Annotated in this window: 31 protein-coding genes and 1 tRNA gene; 14 read left to right on the top strand and 18 right to left on the bottom strand. The window is 70.7% G+C overall.

Annotation, left to right across the window (positions count from 1 at the left end):
* Nucleotides 1–19: 19 nt before the first annotated feature.
* Nucleotides 20–553, bottom strand: coding sequence for a CGNR zinc finger domain-containing protein (locus BM424_RS25210; RefSeq protein ID WP_093422891.1), 534 nt, complete (start codon nt 551–553; stop codon nt 20–22).
* 126 nt (nt 554–679) lie between these two features.
* On the opposite strand from BM424_RS25210, the gene BM424_RS25205 reads away from it, so the two are divergent.
* Complete coding sequence (locus BM424_RS25205; RefSeq protein ID WP_217649833.1) at nt 680–1,558, top strand: EamA family transporter; 879 nt, start codon at nt 680–682, stop codon at nt 1,556–1,558.
* Here the strand turns inward: BM424_RS25205 and BM424_RS25200 are convergent, their stop codons facing one another.
* On the bottom strand, nt 1,559–2,041 hold the full coding sequence (locus BM424_RS25200) for a DUF1203 domain-containing protein (RefSeq protein ID WP_093422886.1): 483 nt from the start codon (nt 2,039–2,041) through the stop codon (nt 1,559–1,561). It abuts the gene before it with no gap.
* Between the two features lie 136 nt (nt 2,042–2,177).
* On the bottom strand, nt 2,178–2,636 hold the full coding sequence (locus BM424_RS25195) for a TspO/MBR family protein (protein ID WP_093422883.1): 459 nt from the start codon (nt 2,634–2,636) through the stop codon (nt 2,178–2,180).
* A 197-nt stretch (nt 2,637–2,833) separates the two neighbouring features.
* Here BM424_RS25195 and BM424_RS29010 point away from each other — a divergent pair, with 197 nt between their 5' ends.
* Nucleotides 2,834–3,001: a hypothetical protein gene (locus tag BM424_RS29010; RefSeq protein WP_175548263.1), complete on the top strand. Its 168-nt coding sequence runs from the start codon at nt 2,834–2,836 to the stop codon at nt 2,999–3,001.
* A 284-nt stretch (nt 3,002–3,285) separates the two neighbouring features.
* Here the strand turns inward: BM424_RS29010 and BM424_RS25190 are convergent, their stop codons facing one another.
* From BM424_RS25190 to BM424_RS25175, 4 genes are all read right to left on the bottom strand, one after another.
* The gene (locus BM424_RS25190; protein ID WP_093422881.1) at nt 3,286–3,711 is read right to left on the bottom strand and encodes a PIN domain-containing protein; all 426 of its coding nucleotides are present in this window, start codon (nt 3,709–3,711) and stop codon (nt 3,286–3,288) included.
* On the bottom strand, nt 3,708–3,977 hold the full coding sequence (locus tag BM424_RS25185) for a CopG family transcriptional regulator (RefSeq protein ID WP_093422878.1): 270 nt from the start codon (nt 3,975–3,977) through the stop codon (nt 3,708–3,710). The genes BM424_RS25190 and BM424_RS25185 overlap by 4 nt, the downstream gene beginning before the upstream one ends.
* A 236-nt stretch (nt 3,978–4,213) precedes the next feature.
* A tRNA-Pro gene (locus BM424_RS25180) sits at nt 4,214–4,287 on the bottom strand.
* 50 nt (nt 4,288–4,337) lie between these two features.
* Nucleotides 4,338–5,300: a metallophosphoesterase gene (locus tag BM424_RS25175; protein ID WP_093422876.1), complete on the bottom strand. Its 963-nt coding sequence runs from the start codon at nt 5,298–5,300 to the stop codon at nt 4,338–4,340.
* A 69-nt stretch (nt 5,301–5,369) separates the two neighbouring features.
* Here BM424_RS25175 and BM424_RS25170 point away from each other — a divergent pair, with 69 nt between their 5' ends.
* A complete protein-coding gene (locus BM424_RS25170; RefSeq protein WP_093422873.1) occupies nt 5,370–5,840 on the top strand; it encodes a GatB/YqeY domain-containing protein in 471 nt (156 codons plus the stop codon).
* A gap of 6 nt (nt 5,841–5,846) precedes the next feature.
* On the opposite strand, the gene BM424_RS25165 is transcribed toward BM424_RS25170, so the two are convergent.
* Entirely contained in the window at nt 5,847–6,632 is a 786-nt protein-coding gene (locus BM424_RS25165; RefSeq protein ID WP_093422871.1) for a siderophore-interacting protein, read from the bottom strand.
* A 34-nt stretch (nt 6,633–6,666) separates the two neighbouring features.
* Nucleotides 6,667–8,907, bottom strand: coding sequence for a transglycosylase domain-containing protein (locus tag BM424_RS25160; RefSeq protein ID WP_425442068.1), 2,241 nt, complete (start codon nt 8,905–8,907; stop codon nt 6,667–6,669).
* Nucleotides 8,908–9,332: 425 nt separating this feature from the next.
* Between BM424_RS25160 and BM424_RS25155 the strand changes: the two genes are divergently transcribed.
* Entirely contained in the window at nt 9,333–9,632 is a 300-nt protein-coding gene (locus BM424_RS25155; RefSeq protein ID WP_093422866.1) for a WhiB family transcriptional regulator, read from the top strand.
* 65 nt (nt 9,633–9,697) lie between these two features.
* Here BM424_RS25155 and bagB read toward each other — a convergent pair whose 3' ends face one another.
* Nucleotides 9,698–10,837 carry an ATPase BagB gene (bagB, locus tag BM424_RS25150; RefSeq protein ID WP_093422863.1) on the bottom strand — a complete coding sequence of 380 codons (1,140 nt, stop codon included), beginning with the start codon at nt 10,835–10,837 and terminating at the stop codon, nt 9,698–9,700.
* Nucleotides 10,834–11,835: an ATPase BagA gene (bagA, locus tag BM424_RS25145; protein ID WP_093422861.1), complete on the bottom strand. Its 1,002-nt coding sequence runs from the start codon at nt 11,833–11,835 to the stop codon at nt 10,834–10,836. Before bagA ends, bagB begins: the two co-directional genes overlap by 4 nt.
* Before the next feature lie 372 nt (nt 11,836–12,207).
* Between bagA and sp36 the strand changes: the two genes are divergently transcribed.
* The 6 genes from sp36 to BM424_RS25115 all read left to right on the top strand — a co-directional run bounded on the left by sp36 (nt 12,208) and on the right by BM424_RS25115 (nt 16,634).
* On the top strand, nt 12,208–12,366 hold the full coding sequence (gene sp36, locus BM424_RS25140) for a Sp36 family protein (protein ID WP_093422858.1): 159 nt from the start codon (nt 12,208–12,210) through the stop codon (nt 12,364–12,366).
* A 1-nt stretch (nt 12,367) separates the two neighbouring features.
* Complete coding sequence (locus BM424_RS25135; RefSeq protein WP_093422855.1) at nt 12,368–12,826, top strand: RidA family protein; 459 nt, start codon at nt 12,368–12,370, stop codon at nt 12,824–12,826.
* Nucleotides 12,827–13,171: 345 nt separating this feature from the next.
* The gene (locus tag BM424_RS25130) at nt 13,172–13,786 is read left to right on the top strand and encodes a hypothetical protein (RefSeq protein WP_093422854.1); all 615 of its coding nucleotides are present in this window, start codon (nt 13,172–13,174) and stop codon (nt 13,784–13,786) included.
* 26 nt (nt 13,787–13,812) lie between these two features.
* Entirely contained in the window at nt 13,813–14,967 is a 1,155-nt protein-coding gene (locus tag BM424_RS25125) for a hypothetical protein (protein ID WP_245776117.1), read from the top strand.
* A 63-nt stretch (nt 14,968–15,030) separates the two neighbouring features.
* Nucleotides 15,031–15,843, top strand: a complete 813-nt coding sequence (locus tag BM424_RS25120) for an NUDIX hydrolase (protein WP_093422851.1) — start codon at nt 15,031–15,033, stop codon at nt 15,841–15,843.
* Nucleotides 15,843–16,634 (top strand): MBL fold metallo-hydrolase, encoded by a 792-nt coding sequence (locus tag BM424_RS25115; protein ID WP_093422849.1) that lies wholly within the window; start codon nt 15,843–15,845, stop codon nt 16,632–16,634. Before BM424_RS25120 ends, BM424_RS25115 begins: the two co-directional genes overlap by 1 nt.
* 112 nt (nt 16,635–16,746) lie before the next feature.
* Here BM424_RS25115 and BM424_RS25110 read toward each other — a convergent pair whose 3' ends face one another.
* From BM424_RS25110 to BM424_RS25095, 4 genes are all read right to left on the bottom strand, one after another.
* Nucleotides 16,747–17,964 (bottom strand): MFS transporter, encoded by a 1,218-nt coding sequence (locus BM424_RS25110; protein WP_175548268.1) that lies wholly within the window; start codon nt 17,962–17,964, stop codon nt 16,747–16,749.
* A gap of 362 nt (nt 17,965–18,326) precedes the next feature.
* Nucleotides 18,327–18,566: a hypothetical protein gene (locus BM424_RS25105; RefSeq protein ID WP_093422844.1), complete on the bottom strand. Its 240-nt coding sequence runs from the start codon at nt 18,564–18,566 to the stop codon at nt 18,327–18,329.
* 204 nt (nt 18,567–18,770) lie between these two features.
* Nucleotides 18,771–19,445: a Crp/Fnr family transcriptional regulator gene (locus tag BM424_RS25100; protein WP_093422841.1), complete on the bottom strand. Its 675-nt coding sequence runs from the start codon at nt 19,443–19,445 to the stop codon at nt 18,771–18,773.
* 93 nt (nt 19,446–19,538) lie between these two features.
* Nucleotides 19,539–19,793: a hypothetical protein gene (locus BM424_RS25095; protein ID WP_029535541.1), complete on the bottom strand. Its 255-nt coding sequence runs from the start codon at nt 19,791–19,793 to the stop codon at nt 19,539–19,541.
* A gap of 235 nt (nt 19,794–20,028) precedes the next feature.
* On the opposite strand from BM424_RS25095, the gene nth reads away from it, so the two are divergent.
* From nth to BM424_RS25075, 4 genes are all read left to right on the top strand, one after another.
* The gene (gene nth, locus BM424_RS25090; protein ID WP_093422839.1) at nt 20,029–20,766 is read left to right on the top strand and encodes an endonuclease III; all 738 of its coding nucleotides are present in this window, start codon (nt 20,029–20,031) and stop codon (nt 20,764–20,766) included.
* Nucleotides 20,763–21,398: a TlpA family protein disulfide reductase gene (locus BM424_RS25085; protein ID WP_093422836.1), complete on the top strand. Its 636-nt coding sequence runs from the start codon at nt 20,763–20,765 to the stop codon at nt 21,396–21,398. Before nth ends, BM424_RS25085 begins: the two co-directional genes overlap by 4 nt.
* A 44-nt stretch (nt 21,399–21,442) precedes the next feature.
* Nucleotides 21,443–22,099, top strand: coding sequence for an NUDIX hydrolase (locus tag BM424_RS25080; protein WP_093423156.1), 657 nt, complete (start codon nt 21,443–21,445; stop codon nt 22,097–22,099).
* Nucleotides 22,100–22,208: 109 nt separating this feature from the next.
* Complete coding sequence (locus BM424_RS25075) at nt 22,209–23,393, top strand: MarP family serine protease (protein WP_093422833.1); 1,185 nt, start codon at nt 22,209–22,211, stop codon at nt 23,391–23,393.
* Nucleotides 23,394–23,631: 238 nt separating this feature from the next.
* Here the strand turns inward: BM424_RS25075 and BM424_RS25070 are convergent, their stop codons facing one another.
* The 3 genes from BM424_RS25070 to BM424_RS25060 all read right to left on the bottom strand — a co-directional run.
* A complete protein-coding gene (locus BM424_RS25070) occupies nt 23,632–24,162 on the bottom strand; it encodes a phage holin family protein (RefSeq protein WP_425442066.1) in 531 nt (176 codons plus the stop codon).
* A gap of 14 nt (nt 24,163–24,176) precedes the next feature.
* Nucleotides 24,177–25,433, bottom strand: a complete 1,257-nt coding sequence (gene nhaA, locus BM424_RS25065) for a Na+/H+ antiporter NhaA (RefSeq protein WP_425442071.1) — start codon at nt 25,431–25,433, stop codon at nt 24,177–24,179.
* A 178-nt stretch (nt 25,434–25,611) separates the two neighbouring features.
* Nucleotides 25,612–25,794, bottom strand: a 183-nt coding sequence (locus BM424_RS25060; protein WP_139274157.1) for a hypothetical protein, incomplete at its 5' end; no start/stop codon positions are given.

Raw genomic sequence — 25,794 nt, 5'->3', positions numbered from 1 at the left:
GAGCTGCGCGCACCCGGTCTCACCGGTTCTTCCGCGCCCGGTAGGCGGCGACGGCGTTGCGGTTGGCGCAGGCCGTGGAGCAGAACCGGCGCGACCGGTTGCGAGTGAGGTCGAGGACCACGCCCCGGCAGTTCTCGTCCGCGCACAGCGACAGCCGCGACATCTCGTCGAGCCGGACGACGTCGACCATCGCCATCGCGACCTCGACGATCACGCGCCGGGCCAGGGGCGCGTCGGTGCCGATGGCGTGCAGGTGCCAGTCCTCGTCGCCGTGCCGCACCAACTGGGGGAGGGCGCCCGCCTCGGCGAGCATGTCGTTGACCAGGCCCGCCGCGCGGTCGCGGTCGGTGGTGAACAGGTCGCGCAGCACGGGCCGCAGGGCGCGGAGCTCCTCCAGCTCCCGCTCGTCGCGATCGCGGCGACCGGTGTAGCGGTGCTCGGCGTACCAGGCGTCGACGGCCTGGACGGTCGTCAGCGCGTCCGGGTCGCCGTCGCTGTTGACCAGGGCGACGGCGGCCTGCAGCGCCGCCTCCGTGTCATGCCCAAAAATCACGTTGACATATTACATGGCTGCTCCATAGTGTCATTTGCCATGGTGCGGTTAGCAGATGACAGCGCAGGTGGAGGCGTCCCGCCCGCGTCTGATGCGCGCGTTCCGTCGAGGATCGGCGGCGGCCTGTTGCTCGCGCTGCTCTCGGCGGCCTCGTTCGGCATGGCGGGTGCGCTGGCGCGCGGTCTGCTCGAAGCCGGCTGGAGCCCGGGCGCGGTGGTGCTGGTCCGGCTCAGCGTCGGCGCGCTGACCCTGGCCCCGTTCGCGCTGATCGCGCTGCGCGGCCGCTGGTCGCAGCTGCGCAGCCAGGCCCGCCCGGTGCTGATCTACGGCGCGCTCGGCATGGTCGGCACGCAGTTCTGCTACTTCTCGGCGGTGAGCACGATGGACGTGGCTCCCGCGCTGCTCATCGAGTTCACCGCCCCGGTGGCGATCGTCGGCTGGCTGTGGCTGCGGAAGGGGCAGCGCCCCCGTCGCCTCACGCTGGTGGGCGCGGCGTCGGCGATCGCCGGCCTGGTGTTCGCCCTGGACCTGATCTCGGGCGCGGACGTGGCGTGGGTGGGAGCGGCGTGGGCGTACGCGGCGATGATCGGCAACGCCGCGTACTTCCTGATCTCGGGCGAGACGGAGGGCGCGCTGCCCCCGATCGTCCTGGCGGGCGCCGGCCTGGTCCTCTCGGCGGCCATCCTCGCGGTCCTGGGCGCGACCGGAATCCTGCCCATGCACGCCACTTTCACGGCGGCGACCTACGCGATCGGCGAAACCCCTTGGTGGGCACCGCTGATCGCCCTCGGTGTCCTCTCCGCCGCCGTCGCCTACGGGACGGGCACGGCCGCCACCCGCCGCCTCGGCTCCCGCCTCGCGTCCTTCGTCGCCCTCACCGAAGTCCTCGCCAGCGCCCTGTTCGCCTGGGCCCTCCTCGACCAACGACCGGGCCCAGCGGTCGTCCTCGGCGGCCTCCTCATCATCACCGGAGTAATCCTCGTCCGCCTCGGCGACCACCCCTGATCACCGGCGTCGGACCTCGAAAAGGAAGCACCCGAACTCGACCGCCCGGACGTGCACGACCGCCACCTCGGGGTCCATCAGCAGGTCTGACGCGGTCCGCTCGGCGAGCTCGGTGTTCCCGTCCAGCAGGCAGCCGCCCAGAATCCGGCCTTCGGCGGAGTAGGCGCGCAGCACCCGCCGCGATCCCCGGATCTCCTCCGGCCAGCCCGCGTCGTCCGGGCCGCCGCAGGCGTCCGCGTGGATGAACACCGGTCCGACCTCGTCGTAAGCGCCCGGCGCGGCACCGGTCTCGGCGGCCCACCGCCGCACCGGCGCGTAGCTCACCAGCGCGACCCGCTCGCCGGGCCGGACCTTCCGCAGGCAGCACCGCAACGGGGCGCCACCGACTTCGTCGACGAACGGTTCCCGCTGCCGGCCCGCGTCGTCGGTCTGGCGAAGCTCGGCCAGGACCTCAGTCCGAATGGGAAGTACTCGCAAGTCCATACGACGATGGTCGTCGCCGGGAGCACGTCGTTCCGGCGGAAATCGGCCGTGACGGTCGACGATCTCCGCTTCCTGATCACCGGGTGGTCTCGTGGGGTGGGGGAAGTTTTCATGAAAACTTCCCCCACCACGGACGTCATCGGTTGCGGCGTGCGATCGCCGTGGACAGGGCGGTGGCGAAGGCGCACCACGCGACGTAGGGAGCCAGGGCCGCGCCCGCGCGCGGATCCGCTCGACGCGTCCGCGCCAGCAGATCGGCCGAGCTCGCGGTCAGCACCGCGGCTTCGACGGCCGCCCACGAGGGCCGTCGAGCACCCCAGAACACCCAGGTCCACCCGGCGTTGAGCACCAGGTTCCCGGCGAGCGCCGGAACGTACCCGGCGGGCGCGGGCGACCGCGACAGCGCCACCGCCGACGCGACCGCGATGTCGGCGTACAACGCACTCCACACCGGCCCGAACACCTGAGGAGGCGGTTGCCAGCGGGGCTTCCGCAGCTCCCGGAACCACGTCCCCCCGGCGTCCACCGCCAACGACCCCACGACCGCGGTCGCCACGACAGCGGCCCCGGTCCCGGCCAACGTCCCCCAACGCATGCCCCGATCCTCGCCCACCCGGAGCAAGAACGCTCCCCGCGAGCACCTGGCCGGACGCGCTGTCGGGCTCAGGTGGTGACCGGGTCGTCGCGGCGCGGGGCTCGTGTCGGATCATCACCCGCGAGGACCTCGCTGAGCGAGTTCGGCTCAGCCCGTCGCGCGCCGCGGTTCTGCGGCGAGGAGGGGAGGAGGGCATCGTGCCCGCACAAGCACGGCAGATCAGCGGATGGTTATCCCTGGGCGTGGTCGTCTACTTCGTCGTGACCGCGCCCGTCCAGGCCGCCCAGTTCATCCGCGATCTCCTCTGCCGACTCGCCGACCTGGCCCACAACGGCATCGTCTTCCTGACCAACCTCACCACCTGAAGCACCGTCCCGGTCTCGGCGCCGTCCCGTCGGTGGACGGAATACGGCGGTAATCGGGAACCCGATTACGGCGGTAATCCGTCAGCGGAACACCGCCGTATTCCGTGTGTGCCGTTGCTAGCGTCGCCGCATGCCACCTGCTGTCATCGTTGACATCTCGTGGGGTGGGGGAAGTTTTCATGAAAACTTCCCCCACCACGGAACGCACCACCCGGAGAAAGAGCACCCCGCACGAGCAACGGCCGCAGAACCGGCCTGCTCGGAACTCACGTCCCGCGTCGCGGTCAGATCTTCTTCACGAGGACGTGGTCCGGGACCAGCATCTCGAGATCGCCGGTGTCCGAGGTGAACACGGTGACCTGACCTTGTTGTTGCGAGGCGACCACGGCGAGCACGGCATCGATCGCGTACTTGTGCCCGTGCAGTCCGGCCTCGGACAAGAGCTTCCGCGCCAGACGAGCTTGTTCCTTGCCGATGTCCGCCACCGTGAGCCGGGACAGGATCCAGTCCCATCGCCGACTGGTGATCCGGCCGTCGTGCGCTTCGATCAAGGTCATCGGTGACGTCACCACCGAGGCCTCGCCGCGCGCCGCCACATCCAGCCACGCGATCATCCGGCTGTCACCGCGCACTGCCTGGGAGAGCGCCTCGGAGTCGAGGACGAAGACGCGCGGAGGACGCTGAGCACGTCCTCTGGACTTCGGGCTCATGCCGCTTCGCCGGGTTTGTGGCCGCGGCGGCGTTCGTGCTCGGCGTCGAGCTCGTCAAGCTCGGCCAGCACCGCGTTGCGGTCATCGTCAGAAACCGGCCCGTGCTCCTCCTGCAGCCAGTCGACCAGCTCCAGCATTCGGTCGCGGTCGCGCTTGAACCGCAATGCCTCGGCGACGTACGCGGAAAGTCCGCGCTCACCGGACTCAACCCGGATCTCCTCGAGGAGATCCTCGGGAATCGTTACCGTCACCTTCTTCGACGCCATACTTAAGACCATACTCCCCGTATCGGCACGCTGACAGTGTCTCTTGAGGGGCAGTGGGACGCGACGAGCTGCTGGCTTGGCCGGTTTGTCGATGGCGCGTTCGCTCTGCTGGTTTCGGCCGTCGAAGGGAAGGTAGCTGGGGATCGTCTTCCCGTTTTCTCCCGGCGGCCCGTCCGAGCATAGGAAAAGGCCTGGTCTGAACTCCTTGTGGAGTCCTGACCAGGCCCTTTGCCTTGTCGGGGTGGCGGGATTTGAACCCACGACCTCTTCGACCCGAACGAAGCGCGCTCCCAAGCTGCGCCACACCCCGATCTCCAGCTCTGAGGCATCTCGGGTGCTCGCCTCAGCGCTGGATATAGCTTAGCGGATGCCTTCTCCGGCTCCCCAAGGGGTCCTGCTTTCGGCGTTTACGCTGGTGGAGGACGGTTTTTCGGCCCGAGGCAGCAAGGTCAGCAAGGTGGCCTCCGGTGGGCACGCGAAGCGGACCGGGGCGTAGGGCGAGGTGCCCAGGCCGGCCGAGACGTGCAGGTGCATCCGCTCGCCCCAGGTGGAGGCGCCGCGGGCGCGGGAGCGGTCCAGGTCGCAGTTCGTCGTCAGGGCGCCGTAGCCCGGGACTCGGAGCTGTCCGCCGTGGGTGTGGCCCGCCATCACCAGGTCGTAGCCGTCCTCGGCGAAGCAGTCCAGCACGCGCGGCTCCGGGGAGTGCGTGACGCCGAGCTTGAGGCCCGCGTCCGCCGGGGGACGACCGGCGATCTCCTCGTAGCGGTCCAGGTGCAGGTGCGGGTCGTCCAGGCCCGCGACGTGGATCTTCGTGCCCTTGACGTCGATGTCGTGGTGCCGGTGGGTGGCGTCGAGCCAGCCGCGCTCGGTCATCGCCGCGCGCAGGTCCCGCCACGGCAGCGGCTCGCCGTGGATGCGCTTGGTCTTCGCCGACGGCAGCAGGTAGCGGGCCGGGTTCTTCGGCTTCGGGCCGTAGTAGTCGTTGCTGCCGAAGATGAACACGCCCGGCTTGTCCAGCAGCGACCCCATCGCGCGCAGCGCCGCCGGGACCGCCTGCGGGTGCGCCAGGTTGTCGCCGGTGTTGACCACGAAATCCGGGTCGAGGTCGGCGAGCTCGGCGACCCAGCGCTGCTTCGACCGCTGGTTCGGCGTCATGTGCAGGTCGGAGATGTGCAGCACCCGGATCGGGGGTGCGCCCTCGGCCAGGACCGGAACCGTCGCCTGCCGCAACGTCCAGTGCCGTCGTTCGATGGCCGCCGAGTAGGTGAGCGTCGCGGCGCCGATCGCGCCCGCGCTGAGCAGAATCCGCCCGAACTTGTTCACCCTCGCAAGCCTACGTCTCGGGCGGGGTCGGTGGCCCGGCGCCCGCGTGCCTGGCGCGATAATCGGCGTATGGCCGAGCTCAAGGAAAAGCTGCGGGCGGACCTGTCCGCCGCGATGAAGCAACGCGACACCGCCGTCACCGGAGTCCTGCGCATGGCGCTGGCCGCCGTCGGCAAGGAGGAGGTGTCCGGCAAGCAGCAGCGCGAGCTCTCCGACGAGGAGGTGCTCAAGGTGCTGGGCAAGGAGGCCAAGAAGCGCGACGAGGCCGCCGAGGCGTTCCGCGCCGCCGGACGCGACGAGCAGGCGGCATCCGAGGCCTCCGAGGCCGAGATCCTGCGCCGCTACCTGCCGAAGCAGCTGTCCGACGACGAGCTGTCCGCGCTGGTCACCGAGGCCATCGCCGAGGTCGAGGCCGAGCTGGGCGAGCGCCCCGGCATGAAGCAGATGGGCCAGGTCATGAAGGCCGCCAACGCCAAGGCCGCGGGTCGCGCCGACGGCGGCAAGGTCGCGGGCCAGGTCAAGGCCCAGCTCCAGGGCTGACCCGGCTCAGCCCTCCGGCGCGTCCCGGCGCCAGTAAGCGAGGGCGTAGAGGTGGCGGCGGTCCAGGCCGAGCTCGCGCTGGCAGTGCTCGCGCAGCCGGTGGACCGCGTCCGCCTCGGCCCCGATCCACACGTGCGGATCGGGCCCGAGCTCGGCGTCGCGCAGCGCCTCCAGCAGCAGGTCGCTGTGACCGGCCGGGACGCCGTCGCGGTGCAACCAGTGCCAGGTGACCTGCGCGGCGGAGTCGATCTCCAGCCGCTCATCGGCGTCGGCGACCTCCGCGAAGACCGTCACCCGGGCCTGCTGCGGCAGCTCCTCGAGGATCGCGGCGATCGCGGGCAGCGCCGTCTCGTCGCCGATCAGCACCAGCGGGTCGGCGGCGGGCGGCGGTTGGTAGGCCGGGCTGGGGCCCACGGTGACGATCTGATCGCCGGGAGCGGCCTCCGCGGCCCACGTGCTGCCCGGGCCGTCGTGGTCGTGGACCACGAAGTCGATCGCCAGCTCGCGGCGCCGCGCGTCGAACCAGCGGACCGTGTAGGTGCGCTGCCTCGGCTGCTCGTCGCGCGGGAGGGCGAAGACCTCCTCGCGGGTGCGGCCCAGCGGCATCGGCTTGCCCGGCTGCGGCAGGCACAGCTTGATCCGCTGGTCGCTGCCGTTGCTGACGAAGTCCGCGAACTCGTCGCCGCCGAGGACGATCCGCACCACGCGCGGCGTGATCCGCTCGGTCGACCGCACCTCCACCAGGCGGTAGCGGGACCGGGCACGTCGGGTGCTCGCCTGCGCTCTCGTCACGCAGGCGAGTCTAGGAAGCACCCGAACGAGCCGGTCACCGACCCGGCGGACCACCCGGCTGCTGGCCCGGCGGAGCGGGCGGCGCGGGCGGCGCCGGTGGTGGTTCCGCGGCGGGCGGCGGTGCCGTCGGCGTGGGCCGCTGCGTGGACGGCGTGGGCACGTACCCGGTGCTCACCGACAGCGTCACCGTCTCGCCGGGCAGCGCGAAGCCGCGCGGCGTCTGGCTGGTGACCGTGCCGCGCTTGCGCTGGCTGTTCACCGAGCGCTCGTTGACCTGGTAGCCGGCCTTCTCCAGCGTCTCCTTGGCCTTGTCGTCGGTCAGGCCGACGACGTTGGGCACCTGGAACTCGTCGCCGCCGTTCTCGTACCGGTCGGTCGTGCCCGGCAGCGGCGCCACCGGCAGGCCCTCGTGGATCACCTTCATCGCGTCGAACCAGGTCCGCGCGGGGACCTTGCCGCCGTAGATGTTGCCGCCGTTGGCCCCGCACAGCCGGGGTGGATCGGTGTCGCAGATGCCCTGCGGCGAGGTGCCGTCGCTGAAGGTCAGGACCGCGCCGGCGAACTGCGGAGTCGCGCCGAGGAAACCGGCCGACTGGTGGGCCTCGGTGGTACCGGTCTTGGACGACACCGGGCGGTTCCAGCCCGCTCCGCTGGCCGCTCCGGCCGCCGTGCCGCCGGGCTGGTCGTCCTTGCTCATGCCGACGGCCATCGCGTTGGCCAGCGGCTCGTCCACGGCCTGCTCGCACGGGTCCTCGGTGATCGTCACCGGGTTGCCGTTGCGGTCCTGGATCTGCTCGATCGGCGTCGGCGGGCACCAGACGCCGCCGCTCATGATCGTCGCGCCGACGTTGCTGATCTCCAGCGGGCTCGTCGGCGCGAAGCCGAGCGTGAACGCGCCGATGTTCTTCTGCTTCACGAAGTCCGCCTGCGACGGACCGCCCGAGCCGTTGGGCGTGACCGGATCACCGGAGGCGGTGTTGTGCAGCAGCGTCTGCCGCATGCCCAGCCGCACCGCCATGTCCACCGCCTGGTTCAGCCCGACGCGCTCCTCCAGCGCGACGAACGCGGTGTTAGGCGAGGTCGCCAGGGCCATCTGCAGCGAGCGGGGCCCGGCCGCGACGCCTTCGGCGTTGCCGACCGTGTAGGGCCGGGAACCGTTGCGGTAGACCTGCGAGGTGTAGGAGCCGGGCGACTGGATCGTGTTGTAGATCCCCATGCCCTTCTCCAGTGCCGCCGCGGCGGTGAACACCTTGTAGATCGACCCGGCGCCGAACTTCACGATCCCGCTGGGCAGCGCGTAGGACGTCTGCCCCTTGGAGGCGTCGATGCCGAAGTCGCGGTTGGCGACCAGCGCGCGCACTCGGTGCTTGTCCTTGCCCGGCTCGACGACGCTCATCACGTTCGCGATGCCCTTGGTCGTCTTCGGCACGCCGCGCTCGGCCGCTTCCTTGGCGGCGTCGGTGGCGCGCTTGTCCATCGAGGTGCGGATCGTGTAGCCGCCGGTCTTGAGCTGCTCCTCGGTGAACCCGGCGCGCTCCAGGTAGTCGATGACGTAGCGGCAGAAGAAGCCGTCCGCGGGGCCGGCGCCGACGCAGCCGTTGGGGATGTTCTGCAGCGGCGTGACCAGCCCGAGCGGCGCGTTGCGCGCTTCGTCCGCGGCCTCCGGGGTGATCCGGCGCTGGTCCTCCATCGCCTTGATCACCAGGTTGCGGCGGTCCAGCGCCTCCTGCGGGTTGCTCTCCGGGTTGAGCGCGCTGGGGCTGTTGACCATGCCCGCCAGCAGCGCGGCCTGGGCGATGGTGAGCTTGTCCGGCGTGGTGCCGAAGTAGGTGCGCGCGGCCGCGCCGATGCCGTACGCCTGGTTCCCGTAGGGCACGACGTTGAGGTAGCGGGTGAGGATCTGCTCCTTGCTGAGCTGCTTCTCCACCTGCAGCGCGATGCGGATCTCCCGCAGCTTGCGGCCCGGGGTCTGCTCGATCGCCTTGGCCTGCTTGACCGGGTCGTCGGCGGCGACGACGTGCACCAGGTAGTTCTTCACGTACTGCTGGGTGAGGGTGGAACCGCCCTGCGCGATCTCGCCGGACATCTGGTTGGTCACGGCGGCGCGCATGGTCCCGGCCCAGTCGACGCCCTGGTGGTCGAAGAACCGCCGGTCCTCGATCGCCACGATCGCCGCCTTCATGGTGTCGGCGATCTGATCGGGAGCCGCGGGAGTCCGGTCCTGGTTGAACAGGTAGGCGATCGGCCTCCCATCCTTGTCTGTGACCGTAGTCACAAGCGGCGGTTCCTTGGTCATCATGTCCGTGGAAATGCTGTTGACCGCGTCTCCGGCGCGGTTGGAGACCACTCCGAGTGACCCCGCAACCGGGAAGAGCAATCCCGCGACCAGCACGCCGGCCAGCACACACAGACCGAAAAGCTTCAACAAGCCGTCTCGGGCACGCACTCTGCCAGAGTAAAACGTGCACGCGTCGTGACGGAGTGTCACGGCTCAAGTCCGCCCGATGTAGTGAGTGTGAAAGATAACGGGACGACAACCGTCGGTTGGTTGTGGAACCGCTGGGCTCTACAGTCCGTCTACGTCCAGCGACAGCACTGTTGCGGTTCGGCTCCCGACAACCCGAACCGCGGCATCCGGTGCCGGGGGGCTCCGGACGAAATACGGTCGCCGACGATCCAGTGAGGAGCTGGGGGAACTCTATGTTCGAGCAGGGGGACTGGCGGGTTAACGCCGCATGTCGAGACCAGAACCCGGATCAATTGTTCGTCCGCGGGGCTGAGCAGCGCAAAGCGCGAATGGTTTGTTTTGGCTGCCCAGTGCGGACGGAGTGCCTCAGCGAGGCGCTCGACAACAAGATCGAATTCGGTGTCTGGGGTGGAATGACCGAACGCGAACGGCGGGCGCTGCTTCGGCGCAGGCCGGATGTTCGTAACTGGCGCGAATTGCTTGAGGCGGCGCGTCAGGATTACACCGATATCACCGAGTTCCAGGTGAGCTGATCCCCGAGAAATGATCAGGCCGGGCATGAACGTGAAAACGTTTATGCCCGGCCTGATTCATCTGATCATTCCCCGGCGAGTCGCCTGCCGATCTCCCGCAACCCGGACAGATCGTGCACATCCGACGGCAGTGCCGCCACACCGACGAGTGACACCTCCGGGTGCGCTCGGGTGAACCGTGCGAGCATCCGCTTCTCCCGCTCGGCGATCGCGACCCGATCCGAGTGCACCCGCAGCACCGCCGCCGCCAGCGGGCTCGATCCCGACTCCTCGAGCTCCTCGGCCACGGCCGCGGCCCGCGTGCCCGGGAGGTCCGCGACGACCGGGTGGGTCCGGTTGGCGACCAGACCGACCAGCGGCATCGACTCCCCGGCCAGCCGTTCCACGAAGTAGGAGGCCTCCCGCAGCGCGTCCGGTTCGGGCGCGGCGACCACTAGGAACGCCGTCCCGGGCGAGCGCAGCAGCCGGTAGGTCTGCTCGGCGCGCTGCCGGAACCCGCCGAAGGTCGAGTCGAAGGCCTGCACGAAGCGCGCCGCGTCGTTGAGCAGCTGGCCGCCGATGATCGTGGACACGGCCTTGGCGAACATCCCGAACGAGGCGCCGACGATCTTGCGGATCCCGCGCCCGCCCGCGCGCGCGGGAGAGGACAGCATCTTGATCAGCCGCCCGTCCAGCACGGTCGACAGCCGCTGCGGGGCGTCGAGGAAGTCCAGCGCGGAACGGCTCGGCGGGGTGTCGACGACGATGAGGTCCCACTCGCCGGAGGCCGCCAGCTGCCCCAGCTTCTCCATGGCCATGTACTCCTGCGTTCCGGAGAACGAGGTCGAGATGGTCTGGTAGAAGGGGTTGTTCAGGATCTGCTCGGCCCGTTCCGGACCGGCGTGCATCTGCACCATGTCGTCGAAGGTGCGGCGCATGTCCAGCATCATCGCGTTGAGGTCGCCGGCGGGCTCGAAGCCCTCCAGCCGCACCTGCTTGGGCGTGTTGCCGAGTTCCCGCAGGCCCAGGGCCTGGGCGAGGCGCCGGGCGGGGTCGATGGTGAGCACGACGGTCTTGCGCCCGCGCTCGGCGGCGCGCAGGGCGAGCGCGGCGGCGGTCGTGGTCTTGCCGACGCCGCCGGAGCCGCAGCAGACGACGATGCGCGTCTCGGGGTCGTCCAGCAGCGCGTCGACGTCGACCTGCGCGGGCCGCTGCGGTTCGCTCATCGGGTGCTCCGGATGCCGTGTTCGGTGAAGATCTCGGCAAGCTCGTAGAGCTCGGCGACGTCGATGCCCGCGGTGAGGTCGGGCAGCGACACCGTCGGCAGGTCGGTGGCGGCCAGCTGGTCGCGGGCGGCGTCCTCGGCCCGGTGCCGGATGGCGTGCTCGACGGTCTCGTGGAGGAGCCCGTCGAGGGTCGCCTCGTCGACGGTCAGGCCTGCGGATTCGAGGCCGGTGCGCACCCGGCCGGCGTCGACGCGGCCGTCGGCGGCGGAGGCGACCGAGCGCGCGGGCAGCCGTCCCGGCCGGACGCGGTTGAGCACGACGGCCCCGGGGCGCAGGTCAGCGGCGTCGAGCTCCTCGACGGCTTCGAGGGTCTCCCGGACCGGGAGCTCCTCGAGGAGCGTGACGAGGTGGACGACGGTGTCGCTGGAGTGCACCAGCCGCACGACGCCGTCGCTGTGATCGCGGATCGGCCCCACCTTGGCGAGGTCGGCCATCGCGCGGGTGACGTCGAGGAACTTCACGACCCGGCCGGTGGGCGGGGCGTCGACGACGACGGCGTCGTAGACGTAGCGGCCGCGCTCGTCGGTGCGGCCGACGCACTCCTTGATCTTGCCGGTGAACAGCACGTCCCGGAGCCCGGGCGCGAGCGTGGTGGCGAACTCGATCGCCCCCATCTTGCGCAGCGTTCGCCCGGCGAAGCCGAGGTTGTAGAACATCGACAGGTATTCGAGCAGCGCGGGTTCGGCGTCGATGGCCAGCGCCCGCAGCTCACCGCCGCCGGGCGCCGCGGCGATCCACTCCTCGGAGTAGGGCAGCGGTGCGCTGTCGAAGAGCTGGGCGATGCCCTGACGCCCTTCGACCTCGATGAGCAGCACCTTCTTGCCGCCGGTGGCCAGCGCCAGCGCCAGCGCCGCGGCGACGGTGGTCTTGCCCGTCCCGCCCTTGCCGCTGACGACGTGCAGCCGCGCCTGGTTCAGCTCCCCATCCCATGAGCTCACGCGATCAGCGTAAGTCCCCGTTTCCCAAAATGTCCCAACACCAGTGACACCAACGACACCAACCAAGAGCAACAACCACAACCAAAACCACAACCGTCAGGCAAGCACCGAAGGTGCTTTCTCAGTACCCCGAGCAAGCAACCGGCACCGCCGCGGGTTCTGAGCGGCGCTGTGGCGAGGACGCCGCGACGCCGTGTATTGGCATACATCAGGAGTGGCGCCCGGAGACCACAGCGCCGCTCAGGTTCCGCTACCCGCACCGCCAAGCAGGGTGACCACGGAGTCTTGTCACTAGAACGAGACCATTTCAGCAGCTGCCACATCATCCGCCGGGCAAGACCACCGGAGACCACACCAATTAGGCTCCCGACCATGCAGAAATGGGAGTACGCCACCGTGCCGTTGTTGAGCCACGCGACCAAGCAAATCCTCGACCAGTGGGGCGAGGACGGCTGGGAGCTCGTCACCGTGCTGCCGGGCCCGACCGGTGAGCAGATGGTGGCCTACATGAAGCGGCCGAAGGAGGCCTGACATGGGTCGGTGGACGGATCGCCTGGCGGAGCTGGGCATCCCGCTGCCCGAGGTGGTCACTCCGGTGGCGGCCTACGTCCCCGCGGTGCGCACGGGCTCGCTCGTGTTCACGGCGGGCCAGATCCCGATGGTGTCGGGCTCGCCCGCCGGCCTGGGCAAGGTCGGTGCTGAGGTGAGCGCCGAGGAGGCGCAGCGGTGCGCGCGGATCTGCGCGCTGAACGCGCTGGCCGCGGTGGACTCGCTGGTCGGCCTGGACTCGATCGTCCGGGTGGTGAAGGTCGTCGGCTTCGTGGCGTCGGCCGAGGGCTTCACCGGTCAGCCCGGTGTGGTCAACGGTGCGTCGGAGCTGCTCGGCGAGGTCTTCGGCGAGGCGGGGCAGCACGCTCGCTCGGCCGTGGGTGTCGCGGAGCTGCCGCTCGGTGTGCCGGTCGAGGTGGAGCTGGTCGTCGAGGTGGAGTGATCTCGGCATTTCGGACCTGAGGCGCGGCGTCTCCCCACGCGGGGTGACGCCGCGTTCTCGTTTCGTGAGCGCAGCGTGGTCATCGGGGAAGAAGTGGTGATTTTTTCGGCGGTGGGGCTCCCATGGTCAACTGCGGCAAGTACGCTGCGATCATCCTCGGTCTGGCTACACCTGATCTGGCGTACCTCGGACGGAGGATGTTGATTCCAACGCGTTGCGTTTGGGTCGTTCAGGGGCTTGTTCGACCCGGTCAGTAGCACCAAAGTTCACCTGGAAGGGTGCAGCTGCGTCGGGGGAGCGACGGGCTGGATCCGGAACGCGGAGTACTACGCATGGAGGGGCGCCGTGGCAGTGCGTGAAACCGATCTGCTGTGCCACGAACTGTTGCTTCGGTTGGCCGGCAGGTTGCCCGATCGGCACCTGTGGCGGTATCGCGACTGGCTGGCCGGTGGTGCGGCCGAGGTCGTCGCCAGACTGCTGCCCGGCACGCTGGTGCGGGAGCACATCGCGCTCGACGACGACGAGCACCGGCTGCTCGCGGACGCGCTGCTGCCGCTGGGCGCCGACCCGGCGATGGTCAACGCGGTCCTGCCCGCGGTCGTCGACACCACCCCGCACTACTCGTTCACCACGGAATCGCCCGCCGAGAACATCGGCGACTCGGCGGTGCTGGTGCTCGGCGCGACGCTGCGCGGTCGCCCGGGCGTGCGCGAGGTGCGCAACACGTGGCGGCGTCGCGACGCGGGCCCGGCGAAGCTCGTGGTGCTGGTGTCGGCGTCGAGCGACCAGGTCGAGCTGACCGGGGAGATCCAGCGCGTGCTGCGCGCGCTGGGCGACTCCGCTCCGTGCGTCGAGGTCGTCCCCAAGGACCTGGAACCCACCCCGTACCACCGGATGGCGATCGAGGAATCGGCGCTGGTGTGCGCGGGAGCTGAAGAATTCGCCGGTCGCCGCGGCTGAGCGGTCGGCAGCTGAAGGAGGCATTCGTGGTGGACGTTGCAGAGGCCGCCGGACCGGTTGACCGGCTGCACAGCTTCTTGCTGGCCATGACCGGGCGGGTCGATGACGACGGCATCGACGGCGCTCGCGAGCTGCTGGGCATCGGGCAGCCCGATGCCGGCGCCGAGTACCTCGCCGGGTGCCTGCTGGCCGGGCGGATCGAGGTGACCGCCGCCGAGCAGTACCACCTGCGCCGGGTGCTGGAGGAGACGCGCTCCCAGCCGCAGCTGGCGGACCGGCTGGCGGTGGTCGAGTCGCTGCTGCCGGAGCACCACAAGTTCAACGCCCCCGACTCCGACGACTCGGACCTGGAGCTGGCGCTGAAGCAGATCGGCGGGCGCCTCGCGGGCCTGCGCGGCCTGTGGATCACCCAGCGCACCACGCCCGCCGGCACCAGCTACGGCGCGGTGCCGCAGGGCGTGCTGCTGGCCGAGGTCGGCCCGGACGGGTCCGGTCCGGCGGTGGCCTACCAGCTGATCTCGGCGTTGCGCCGTGCCGGGCTGCGCTACGCGGTGGACGTCTTCGCCACCGGAGCGGACCTGCCCGAGTACCACCGCGACGCGCTGTCGACGGCCCGGCGGGTGCGGTTAGACGTCGCGCCCGCGGAGAGGACGGCTCCCCCTGTAGTGCCTCGGCCGGAGCAGGTCGTCGAACCGAGACAGGTGGCGGAGCCCCGGCCGGACATCAGGCAAGAGCCCAGGCAGGAACCCCGGCAGGTGGCCGAGCACCGCCAGCCCGAGGAGCCCCAGTCCCCGCCGCAGGCCCCGCCTGCCCCGGTGGAGGAGTCCCGGCCGGAGGGGGTGTCGCACGCTGTGGCCGAGCCGCAGCACGAGTTTCCCGGTGAGTCCCCCGATGACGCCCAACCCGAGGCAAGTGGACCCGAGGCAGCCGAACCCGAGACAGCGGCCGAGCAGACGGGTGTGATGATGCGCGTCCCGGCGGCGGTCGACGCGAAGCTGACCGACCGGGAGCGCAACCTGCTGCGCAAGCTGCACGAGGAGCTCGCGCACCGCGAGCAGGACGGTCCCGCCAAGCGCCAGGGCGAGGACGGCCGAACGTCGACGATGCCGGGCGGCACCGGCGGTTTCCCGCCGATCGCGGCCAACCAGCAGCAGGCCTACGCCCCGCAGCAGCAGCGCTGATCGTTTCGGGCGCTGATCGCTCAGGCGGTGTTCCCGGGCCGATCGCCGACATAGGGTGGCGGGATGGATCGTTCGCTGCCAGCGGGATTCGTGCCCGAGGACCGGCCGGACAAGCCCGTGCGCCCGAAGGACGCGGCCACGGTGATGCTGCTGCGCGACGGTCCCGCGGGACCCGAGGTGTTCCTGCAGCGCAGGGTGAAGAGCATGGCCTTCGCCGGGGGCATGACGGTGTTCCCCGGCGGCGGCGTCGACCCGCGCGACGCGGACGCCTCGATCGCCTGGAGCGGACCGGGTCCCGAGTGGTGGGCGCAGCGGTTCGGCTGCACCCCGGAGGTGGCTCGCGCGCTGGTGTGCGCGGCGGTCCGGGAGACTTTCGAGGAGTCCGGCGTGCTGCTGGCCGGGCCGGACTCGACGACCGTCGTCGAGGACACCGGCGGCTACTCCGACGCCCGAAGGGCCTTGGTGACCAGGGAAATCTCGCTCGCGGGCTTCCTCGCTGAAGAGGGTCTGGTGCTGCGCGCGGACCTGCTGCGGCCGTGGGCGAACTGGCTGACCCCGGAGCAGGAGCCGCGCCGCTACGACACCCGGTTCTTCCTGGCCGCGATGCCGGCGGGGCAGCGCGCCGACGCGGTCACCACGGAGGCCGCCGAGGCCTACTGGGCGACCCCGGAGCAGGCGCTGACCGATTTCCGCGAGGGCCGTTGCCACCTGCTGCCGCCGACCGAGGTGACGCTGACCGAGCTCGCCGGGTTCGACGCCCTGGACGCCGCGCTGACGGCGGAGCGGACGCTCACCAAGATCATGCCGAAGCTGATCGAGCGCGACGGCCGCTGGCACGCGGTGCTGCCGGGTGAGCCGGGATTCGAGGAGGCCTGATGCAGCACCCCGCCTACGGCGAGCTCCGCCCGGTGACCTCGTACGCGTCGGTGCTGCTGGCCCGCAACCCGAACCCGATGACGCTGGACGGCACCAACACGTGGGTGCTGCGCGATCCGGACTCCCGCGAGTGCGTGATCATCGACCCGGGCCCGGACGACGTCGAGCACCTGGGCCTGGTCGCCGAGCACGGTCCGGTCGGGCTGGTGCTGCTCACCCACCACCACGAGGACCACACGGCGGGCGTGGCGGAGTTCGTGCAGCGCACCGGGGCTCCGGTCCGCGCGCTGGACCCGGCGCTGTGCCGGGACGCGAAGCCGCTCGCCGACGGCGAGCCGATCACCGCGGCCGGCCTGGAGCTGCGGGTGATGACCACGGCGGGCCACACGGCCGACTCGGTCTGCTTCGTCGCCGAGCACGACGAGCCTGCGGTGTTCACCGGCGACAGCATCCTCGGCCGCGGCACCACGGTCGTCGCCCACCCGGACGGCAACCTGGGCTCGTACCTGGACTCGCTGCGCAAGATCGCGGACCTGCCGCCGGGCGTCCGGGCCCTGCCCGGCCACGGCCCGGAGCTCGACGACGCCCGCTCCGCCGCCGAGTTCTACCTGGACCACCGCTCGCAACGGCTCGCCCAGGTCCGCGAAGCCCTCAGCACCCTGGGCCGCGACGCCACCCCGCGCCAGGTCGTCGAACTCGTCTACGCCGACGTCGACCCCGCCGTCTGGCCCGCAGCGGACCTCACGGTCCAAGCCCAACTCACCTACCTCCGGGAACGCGGAGAACTGTGAGCGGATCCCTCACCAGGGGACAGTTTTAGCCATAACTGTCGGCTATCGGTGCCCGAAATGTCCGGACAGTTTGGACTAAAACTGCCCCCTCGCGAGCCGCGCGACCCGCGCGTCAGGTCCCGGCGAGGGAGAGGTTCGTGCGGTGGGGGAGCAGGGTGCCTCGGCGGAGGTAGAGGAGCGCGGCGAGGGCCGCGCCCACCGCTCCGGCGACGAGGAAGGCCGTGGGCGGGCCCGCGAGCTCGACGAGCTGGCCGCTGGTGGACTGGCCGATGGCCGAGCCCAGGGTCACCGAGGTGACCACCCAGCCGAAGGCCTCCGCGGCCGTGCCGGGCGGGGCCGCGAACTCGACCGCCACCGAGTGGGCAGTCGACTGCGGGGTGATCAGGCAGCCCGCGACCAGCAGCATCAGCGCCAGGCCCAGCAGCGTCGTCGGCAGCGCGAGCAGCGCGACCAGGCCCGCGAAGCCCAGCAGCAGCGCGGGCAGCCGCAGGTACATCGGCCGGGGCCACGGGTGCACGCCGTAGACCACGCCGACCGCGACCGAGCTGACCGAGGCCAGGCTCATCAGCAGGCCGCCCATCGTCGGCCGGCCCGCCTCGACCGCGGCGGCCGGGACCGCGACCTCGATGAACCCGATCACCACGCCGAAGCCCAGTGCCGCCAGCGCCACCGTGCGCATCCCCGGGGCCGCGATCGCGCCCAGCAGCGCCCCGGCGTGCTCGGACGGTTCGGGGCGCTGGGTGCGGGCGGCGCGGGTCGCGGCGAAGCCGACGCTGCCCAGCACCATGCAGACCGCGCCGACCACCACGCCGGTGCCCGCCCACGGCATCGCCACCAGCAGGCCCGCCAGGCCCGGGCCGAGGATGAAGAAGACCTCCAGGCTGATCGCCTCGTAGGAGAACGCCGCCTCGCGCACCCGGCCCGGCGGCAGCAGGTGCCCCCACAGAGCGCGCGAGGCCGAACCGATGTTCGGCTGCAGCAGTCCCATCCCGAACGCGCCGGCCACCACCAGCGGCGTCGGGGCGTCCAGCTCGATCGCCAGCAGCGTCGCCACCACGGCCCCGGTGAACAGGGCGGACGTGATGTACAGCGGCTTCGACGGGCCCGTGCGGTCCACGATCCGGCCCTGCACGACCGAGCCCATCGCGACACCGATCAGCTCGGCGGCCGACACCGCGCCCGCGATCGCGAACGACGAGCTCTCCCGCTGCACGTACAGCAGGAGCGCCATGCCGATCATCGCGATCGGCAATCTGCCCAGCAGCGAGGTGACGACGGGGGCGCGAGCGCCGGGAGTGGTCAGAGCCGTGCGGTAGTCGTTCAGCGACATGGATTGGGACACGCGTTCCAGTATGCCGATACTGGTACGCCGGTACCAACCCGTTTTCCGAGACGGGCGGCGTGAGTGAGCTCGCTTACTCAGAACGGGTGATGTGTGCAACCGAGCCCTCGGTGCGCACGTCTTGGTTGGTGAAAGGGGGTTGCTGGACAGCGAGGACTTCCAGCATCTTCGAGGTGAGGCAACTCAACACAGCCGCCTCCGGTGCCCAGGAATTCGGGGCCGAAGCACCGGAGGGCCGGGGGAGCGTGGTTAGTCGTCGGGGGACGAACCACGCACAGGTGAAGGGACTGGAGCGCCACGTCGGGGGTGGCGCCCAGTCCCTTCGCAATTCCGCTGCGGCGTGGCGCTGATCAGCAGCCCCCGCCGCCTCCGCCGTCGCCGCCCCCGCAGCCACCGCCGTCGCTCCCGCCGAAGCCGCCGTCGCTGAAACCGCTGTCGTTGCTGCCCGAGGTGCCCACGAAGGCGCCGCTCGACGCCTTCCGCCGACGGTCGTCGATGCGGTTGGAGTTCGCCATCGCCGTGCGCACGGTCGTCACGAACAGCACGACCAGGGCGATCGCCACCACGGCGATCATGAGGTTGGAATCCATCCGGAGACCCCTTTCGTCTGCGTCTCGTGATGTGACGCAGACGACTCGGCCTCGGTTGCGTGTTCGAACCGAAAGGGTTTTCCCGGAATCCGCAGAGGTGGCGCAGACACGAAGAGACGCGCGTCGGCTGAAGAACCCGGGAAGGAGCCCCGGACTCTTCGGCCGACGCGCGTCACGTTCGCCGTGTGCGCGCCGCGCCGTCGCTCAGCGAGCGCGGCGGGCCAAGCGCTCCGGATCCAGGATCAGGACGCTCTTGCCTTCGAGGCGCAGCCAACCGCGGTGCGCGAAGTCCGCGAGCGCCTTGTTCACGGTCTCCCGCGAGGCGCCGACGTACTGTGCGATCTCCTCCTGCGTCAGGTCGTGGGTGACCCGCAGCAGGCCCGCTTCCTGGCTGCCGAAGCGCTGCGCGAGCTGCAGCAACGCCTTGGCGACGCGCCCCGGAACGTCGGTGAAGATCAGGTCCGCGAGCATGCCGTTGGTGCGGCGCAGGCGGCGGGCCACCACGCGCAGCAGCTGTTCGGCGATCTCCGGACGCGTGGCGATCCACTGCCGCAGAGCGCCGCGATCCATGCTCAGCGCACGCACCTCGGTGACCGTCGTCGCGGTCGAGGTCCGGGGACCCGGGTCGAAGATGGACAGCTCGCCGAACATGTCCGACGGCCCCATGATCGCCAGCAGGTTCTCCCTGCCGTCCGGGGATTTGCGCCCGAGCTTCACCTTGCCGGACTGAATGATGTAGAGCCGGTCGCCCGGCTCGCCCTCGGCGAAGATCACGTGTCCGCGCGGGAACTCGATCGGTTCCAGCGACTGGGCCAGTGCCTCCGCCGCAGCCGGCTCAACGCCTTGGAAGATGCCGGCCCGGGCCAGGGTCTCGTCCACCTCGTCCCTCCATGTTGAGACGCGGCGGCTGTCTGTGGTGCCGGACCCGCGTCAGCGCGTCTGGCGGTGTGCCGCCGATCACTACCAGTGATTCTAAGACTGGTCGCGCGAACGGCGAGTACGGAGCCTACCGGCGCGTCCCACCCTGCGTAGCTGGAAAAGCTCCAGCGCACGTCCAATACCTTGCCGGAACAGCGCTCGCACCTCGTCGGGCCGAGCGTTCTCCAGCAACTCCTCCACCTCGTTCTCCTGCACCGCCACATGCCGCAGGCGGGCTTCCACGCGCTCCATGAAGAGCGTGAAGAACATGATCACGAGCGGTACGACGATGACGAACCAGGCAGCCATCATGGTGTGAATCCTCGCTCATACCTTCGACGCCGGTTCAACCGGGGGTCGGTTCTCGGGGGTCGGTGACGGTGCCGCCACCGTCCGTGTCGGGGCTCCTCCGTAGTCTGGTGGGGTGCCGGAGCCTGCTCGAAACACCCGCGCCAAGTCCGCTGGAACCCCTCCTGAACAGGGCAAGACCCGATCTCGGAAGGGCGAGGAGACCCGACTGGGACTCGTCCGGCGAGCGAGGCGGATGCTGCGCGCCTTGGACGAAGCCTATCCGGACGCGCATTGCGAACTGGACTTCACCACCCCGTTGGAGCTCGCCGTCGCGACGATCCTGTCGGCGCAGTGCACGGACAAGCGGGTCAACGAGGTCACGCCCGCGCTGTTCCGCCGCTACCCGACCGCCGCGGACTACGCCGGGGCCGACCGGACCGAGCTGGAGGAGATGATCCGGTCCACCGGCTTTTACCGGAACAAGGCCTCCTCGCTGATGGGGCTGGGCTCCGCGCTCGTCGACAAGCACGGCGGCGAGGTCCCCGCCAAGCTCGACGAGCTGGTGAAGCTCCCCGGCATCGGGCGCAAGACCGCCAACGTGATCCTCGGCAACGCCTTCGACGTCCCGGGCATCACGGTGGACACCCACTTCGGACGGCTGGTCCGCCGGTGGGGCTGGACCGAGCTGGAGGACCCGGTGAAGGTCGAGCACGCCATCGGCGAGCTGATTCCCCGGAAGGAGTGGACGATGCTCTCCCATCGGGTGATCTTCCACGGGCGTCGGGTCTGCCACTCCCGCAAACCCGCCTGCGGCGCCTGCCTGCTCGCCAAGGACTGCCCGTCCTACGGCGCCGGGCCCACCGACCACGTCGAGGCCGCGAAGCTGGTCAGGGGCCCGGAGACGCCGCGGCTGCTGGAGCTCGCGGGCATCGTCGACGAGGTGCCGGAGAAGACGGTGGAGAAGCAGGCCGCCAAGGAGCCGGTGGCGTGAACCTGCGTGCCTACCGGTCCGAGATCCAGTGGACCGTCGTCGTCGTGGTGCTCGCCGTGCTGGCCGCGGTCGCGCTGTGGCCGCGCGACCACGAGCAGCGGTCCGGCTCGGCGGACCCGGCCGCCGCGCCGCCGCCCGCGGAGCGGATCGATCCGCAGCAGCGCGCGGCCGCCGCGCTCCAGCCCTGCCCGGCCGGAACCGGTGGCCCCGCCGAGCTCGCGGGCACCAGCGTCGAGTGCCTGGCCGACGGCAAGCCCGCCGACCTGGCCGGAGTCGTCTCCGGCGAGCCGACGCTGATCAACGTCTGGGCCACCTGGTGCCTGCCGTGCCGGAGCGAGCTGCCCGCGCTGCAGGCCTACAGCACCGAGCCCGGCGCGATCCGGGTGCTGGGCGTGCAGGTCGACAGCGGCGCCGGTGACGGTCTTGACCTACTGCGCGAGCTCGGCGTTCACTTCCCCAACGTGCATGACGGCGACAACCGGGCCCGGGCCGCGCTGCGGGCCCCCAACGTGCTGCCGGTCAGCTACGTGGTGACCGGATCCGGCGAGGTCCGGCGCATCGACCCACCGGTCGCGTTCGAATCTCCCGCCGAGGTTCGAGCCGCCGTCGAACGAACCCTGGGGGGCCAGTGAGCGAGAACGGACCGCTGGTCGATCCCGACGACGTGCCCGAGTGGATGCGGACGCTGGTCAAGCGCACCGCCGACCTCGACCCCGGGCACTTCGGCTGGCCGAACCACCCGCCGCCCACCTCGGCCCGTCCCGCCGCCGTGCTGATCCTGCTGGGCGAGGGCGAGCAGGGGCCCGAGGTGCTGCTGCTGCGCCGCGCCGACGGCCTCAACTCGCACCCCGGTCAGGTCGCCTTCCCCGGCGGCTCGCTCGACGACGTCGATCGCGGTCCGGTGGACGCCGCGCTGCGCGAGGCCGTCGAGGAGGTGGGGGTGCGCACCGACGGCATCCGCCCGGTCGCCACCCTGCCGGAACTGCACGTTCCGCACAGCGGGTTCCGGGTGACGCCGGTGCTGGCGCACTGGACCGAGCCCTCGCACGTCGCGCCGGTCGACCCGGGCGAGACCGCCGCCGTGGCGAGCGTGCCGATCTCCTGGCTCACCGACCCCGAGAACCGGGTGCGGGTGCGGCTGAGCAGCGGCGTGGCCGGGCCGGCTTTCCTCGTACCGGGGATGCTCGTGTGGGGCTTCACCGGCGGGCTGCTGGCCGGACTGCTGGAGCTGGCGGGCTGGTCGCGCAGCTGGAACCGCGCTGACGTGCGAGAACTCGACGAGGCGTGGCGAGCCGCGGAGGAGGCCGACGACCTCGGCTTCGGGCGCTCCTGAGCGCGTTCCGGGAGGTGGCGAACGCCTCCCGGTCAGACCGGCGTAGCCGTTCCGTTGTCCGACCATGAGACGGTGGTGCGACTGATCGTCCAGTGCGAGGGGTGAGTGGGTGAACTGGGTCGACCTGCTGGTGGTGCTGCTGGCACTGCTCGCCGCGGTCTCCGGGGCTCGGAGCGGTCTGGTCACCGCGCTGCTGTCCTTCGTGGGCGTGTTCGTCGGGGCGGTGGTGGGCCTCAAGGTCGCGCCGATGCTGCTGGACACCCTGGACAGCCCGGTCGCCCGGCTGGCCTTCGGCGTGGGCATCGTGGTCCTGCTGGTCGCCTTCGGCGAGACCTTCGGGATGTGGGCGGGCCGCGAGCTGCGGGACCGGATCACCTCACCGCGCCTCGCCGGGGTCGACAACGCGCTCGGGGCGGTGCTGCAGTTCCTCGCGGTGCTGGTGGTGGCCTGGCTGGTGGCGCTGCCGTTCACCTCGGCCACGGCGCTGCCCGGGCTGGCGGCGGCGCTGAGCCGCTCGCAGGTGCTCAGCACGGTCAACTCGGTGATGCCGCCGCAGGCCAGGGCGCTGCCCGACGACCTGCGCCGGATGCTCGGCATGTCCGGGTTCCCGGAGGCCCTGGAGCCGTTCTCGGAAACCCCGGTCGCCGAGATCGCGCCGCCCGATCCGGCGCTGGCCGGCAGCGAGGTGGTGCGCAACGCGCAGACCAGCGTCGTCAAGATCCGCGGCCGCGCGACCTCGTGCGCCCGCGCGCTGGAGGGCACCGGTTTCGTCGTCGCCCCGCACAAGGTCATGACCAACGCGCACGTGGTGGCGGGGACCGACCGGGTGGCCATCGAGATCGGTCGCGGTGACTTCGACGCCGAGGTCGTGATGTACAAGCCGGACGTGGACCTGGCGATCCTCGACGTCCCGGACCTGGACGCCGAGGCGATGACGTTCGCGTCGAGCTCGGCGCACCCCGGCGACGACACGATCGCGCTCGGCTACCCGCTGGACGGCCCGTACACGGCCTCGGCGGGACGGGTCCGCGAGCGCATCCGGCTGCGCGGGCCGGACATCTACGACTCGTCGACCGTGGTGCGCGACGTCTACACGGTGCGCGGCCGGGTACAGAGCGGGAACTCCGGCGGGCCGCTGATCAGCCCTGACGGGAAGGTCGTGGGCGTCGTCTTCGGCGCCGCGGTCGACGACCCGGAGACGGGCTTCGCGCTCACCGCGGACGAGGTCGCCGACGAGGTCGCGGCGGCGCCGCACCTCACCACCCCGGTCCCGACCGGCAACTGCACGAACTGAGCGCCCGGAGCTCCGGAGCGGGGGCAGTTTTAGCCAGAACCGCCCATGATCGATGTCCGTTTCGTCCGGACAGTTATGGCTAAAACTGCCCGCTGGTGACGTTTCCGCCGGACTGGACCTCGCGCCGAGATGCGAAAACCGCGGCGGACCTGGGGTCCGCCGCGGTTTCGAGTGGGTGTGAGCGCCCTGGTGAGGTGGCCGTGCAGCCGGGCTGGGGGAGCCCGGTCGGGCCGTCCGGTCAGGCTGCCGGGGGTTCCTCGGTCTTGTGGCGCTTGGTGATGTTCTTGGTCTCCTTGAGGGTCGCCATCGTGCGCTTCGGGGCGCTGATCTTGCGGACCTTGCGGTAGCCCAGCAGCGCGAACAGGCCTGCGACCAGCAGCATCGCCAGGAAGACGATGCCGAAGGAGGCCCAGCGCCACAGGCCGAGCGCGTGCAGCCCCTCGGCGGCGGTGAAGAACAGGAAGAACAGGCTGAAGCCCAGCACGCACAGCGCCAGGATGAAGTAGACGCTGCCGCGCAGCGCCTTCTTGACCTCACCGGCGATCTCGGACTTGGCGAGCTCCACTTCGGAGCGGACCAGAGTGGACAGGTGCGTGGTGGCGTCTTTGACCAACGCGCCGATGGACTGCCCGTCGGGAGCAGTGCCCTCCTCGGACAACGGGATGGAGTTCACCGCACTCCACTCCGCACCCTCACGGCTGCCGTTGGTGCTCTTCTGGGCGCTGTTCACGGCCACCATCGTGCCACGCGAGATCAGCCACGTGCCCATCGACTCGCGATGCGTTACCCGTGAGTGACATTCCCGCCCTGCTCATCAGCACCGTTGCCGTTGCCGTTGAACTTGCGGCCGCGCCGCAGCAGCGTCGCCGCCGCGAGCAGCGAGGCCAGGGCCGAGGCGATCAGCACCGCCGCCTTGGCGCGCTCGGCCGCGGCGCCCTCCAGGGCAAGCTCGGTGATGAGCAGGCTGACGGTGAACCCGACGCCGCCGAGCATCGCCAGCGCCCCCATGTCCAGCCAGGACACCGAGGACGGCTTGTTGCCGATGCGCAGCTTCACGGCGATGAACGAGCTGCCGAAGATGCCGACGAACTTGCCGACGACCAGGCCGATGATCACGCCGACCGCCACCCGGTCCTCGAACATCGAGACCAGCGCGTCGCCGTCGACCGGAACACCGGCGGCGAAGAACGCGAACACCGGCACGACCAGGCCGGCCGACCAGGGCTGCAGCCGGTGCTCCAGCCGCATCGCCGGGGAGGCGTCCTCGTCGGGGTCGGTGCGGACGCGGGTCAGCAGGCCCAGCGCGACACCGGCGATGGTGGCGTGGATGCCGCAGCTGTGCACCGCGATCCAGACGGCGATCGCCAGCGGCACGTAGATCCACGGCGAGCGGATGCGCTTGTGCTGCAGGAACCAGTACAGCGCGCACAGCACGACGGCGGCCAGCAGCCACAGCAGGTCGAGACCGGAGGTGAACACGATCGCGATCACCAGGATGCCGCCGAGGTCGTCGACCACGGCGAGGCTGAGCAGGAACACCCGGGCCGCGGTCGGCATCCAGGAGCCGGTCAGCGCGAGCACGCCGAGCGCGAAGGCGATGTCGGTGGCCACCGGGATCGCCCACGCGGTCTCGTGCCCGGGCGCGCCGACGCTGATCGCGAAGGCCAGGGCCGCGGGCACGATCATGCCGCCGATCGCGGCGATGACCGGCAGCAGCGCGCTGCGGACGTTGGACAGCTCGCCGATCACGAGCTCGCGCTTGAGCTCCAGGCCGGCGACGAAGAAGAAGATCGCGAGCAGGCCGTCCTTGGCCCACTCGCCGATGCTGAGGTCGAGGTGCAGCAGGTGCGGGCCGACCTCGAAGTCGCGGACGGCGGCGTAGATCGCGTTCGCGGGGGAGTTGGCGAGCAGCAGGGCGACGGCCGCGGCGGCGAGCAGGACCATGCCGCCGACGGTCTCGGTGCGCAGGTAGGACCCGAAGTCAACAGTGCGTGCGCGCTTGGGTGCGTCGGACAAGGCGGCTCCGTTCTTGGACAGCACGATGCGTTCGCCGACCAGACTTCCCGGCACACCTGTAGTCGACCCTAACATCCGTCCGGCGGACAACTTGCCGGTTCAACCACTCCGCCGACTCATTTTCCCAGGTCACAAGGGTTCTCGCAAAAATGAGAGGGCGTCCTCACGGGGAGGACGCCCTCTCGGGAACAGCTGGGGACGATCAGTCGTCGCCGGACTTCAGCCCCTGGGAGATGAGGTCCATGACCGAGGAGTCGGCCAGCGTGGTGACGTCGCCGACCTCGCGGTTCTCGGCGACGTCGCGGAGCAGGCGGCGCATGATCTTGCCGGAGCGGGTCTTGGGCAGCTCCGGGACGACCATGATCTGCCGGGGCTTGGCGATCGG

The sequence above is a fragment of the Saccharopolyspora flava genome (genome assembly GCF_900116135.1).
Classification (GTDB): Bacteria; Actinomycetota; Actinomycetes; order Mycobacteriales; family Pseudonocardiaceae; genus Saccharopolyspora; species Saccharopolyspora flava.
The sequence above is the reverse complement of the archived record's forward strand: the minus strand, read 5'-3'. Positions and strand labels throughout refer to the sequence as shown.

Coding starts and splice junctions, on each gene's coding strand:
- BM424_RS25200 (WP_093422886.1), bottom strand. CDS start 2,041: ATGGACTTGCGAGTACTTCCCATTCGGACTGAGGTCCTGGCCGAGCTT.
- BM424_RS25195 (WP_093422883.1), bottom strand. CDS start 2,636: ATGCGTTGGGGGACGTTGGCCGGGACCGGGGCCGCTGTCGTGGCGACC.
- BM424_RS25190 (WP_093422881.1), bottom strand. CDS start 3,711: ATGAGCCCGAAGTCCAGAGGACGTGCTCAGCGTCCTCCGCGCGTCTTC.
- BM424_RS25185 (WP_093422878.1), bottom strand. CDS start 3,977: ATGGCGTCGAAGAAGGTGACGGTAACGATTCCCGAGGATCTCCTCGAG.
- BM424_RS25170 (WP_093422873.1), top strand. CDS start 5,370: ATGGCCGAGCTCAAGGAAAAGCTGCGGGCGGACCTGTCCGCCGCGATG.
- BM424_RS25155 (WP_093422866.1), top strand. CDS start 9,333: ATGTTCGAGCAGGGGGACTGGCGGGTTAACGCCGCATGTCGAGACCAG.
- bagB (WP_093422863.1), bottom strand. CDS start 10,837: ATGAGCGAACCGCAGCGGCCCGCGCAGGTCGACGTCGACGCGCTGCTG.
- sp36 (WP_093422858.1), top strand. CDS start 12,208: ATGCAGAAATGGGAGTACGCCACCGTGCCGTTGTTGAGCCACGCGACC.
- BM424_RS25135 (WP_093422855.1), top strand. CDS start 12,368: ATGGGTCGGTGGACGGATCGCCTGGCGGAGCTGGGCATCCCGCTGCCC.
- BM424_RS25120 (WP_093422851.1), top strand. CDS start 15,031: ATGGATCGTTCGCTGCCAGCGGGATTCGTGCCCGAGGACCGGCCGGAC.
- BM424_RS25115 (WP_093422849.1), top strand. CDS start 15,843: ATGCAGCACCCCGCCTACGGCGAGCTCCGCCCGGTGACCTCGTACGCG.
- BM424_RS25110 (WP_175548268.1), bottom strand. CDS start 17,964: ATGTCGCTGAACGACTACCGCACGGCTCTGACCACTCCCGGCGCTCGC.
- BM424_RS25105 (WP_093422844.1), bottom strand. CDS start 18,566: ATGGATTCCAACCTCATGATCGCCGTGGTGGCGATCGCCCTGGTCGTG.
- BM424_RS25095 (WP_029535541.1), bottom strand. CDS start 19,793: ATGGCTGCCTGGTTCGTCATCGTCGTACCGCTCGTGATCATGTTCTTC.
- nth (WP_093422839.1), top strand. CDS start 20,029: ATGCTGCGCGCCTTGGACGAAGCCTATCCGGACGCGCATTGCGAACTG.
- BM424_RS25080 (WP_093423156.1), top strand. CDS start 21,443: ATGCGGACGCTGGTCAAGCGCACCGCCGACCTCGACCCCGGGCACTTC.
- BM424_RS25070 (WP_425442066.1), bottom strand. CDS start 24,162: ATGGGCACGTGGCTGATCTCGCGTGGCACGATGGTGGCCGTGAACAGC.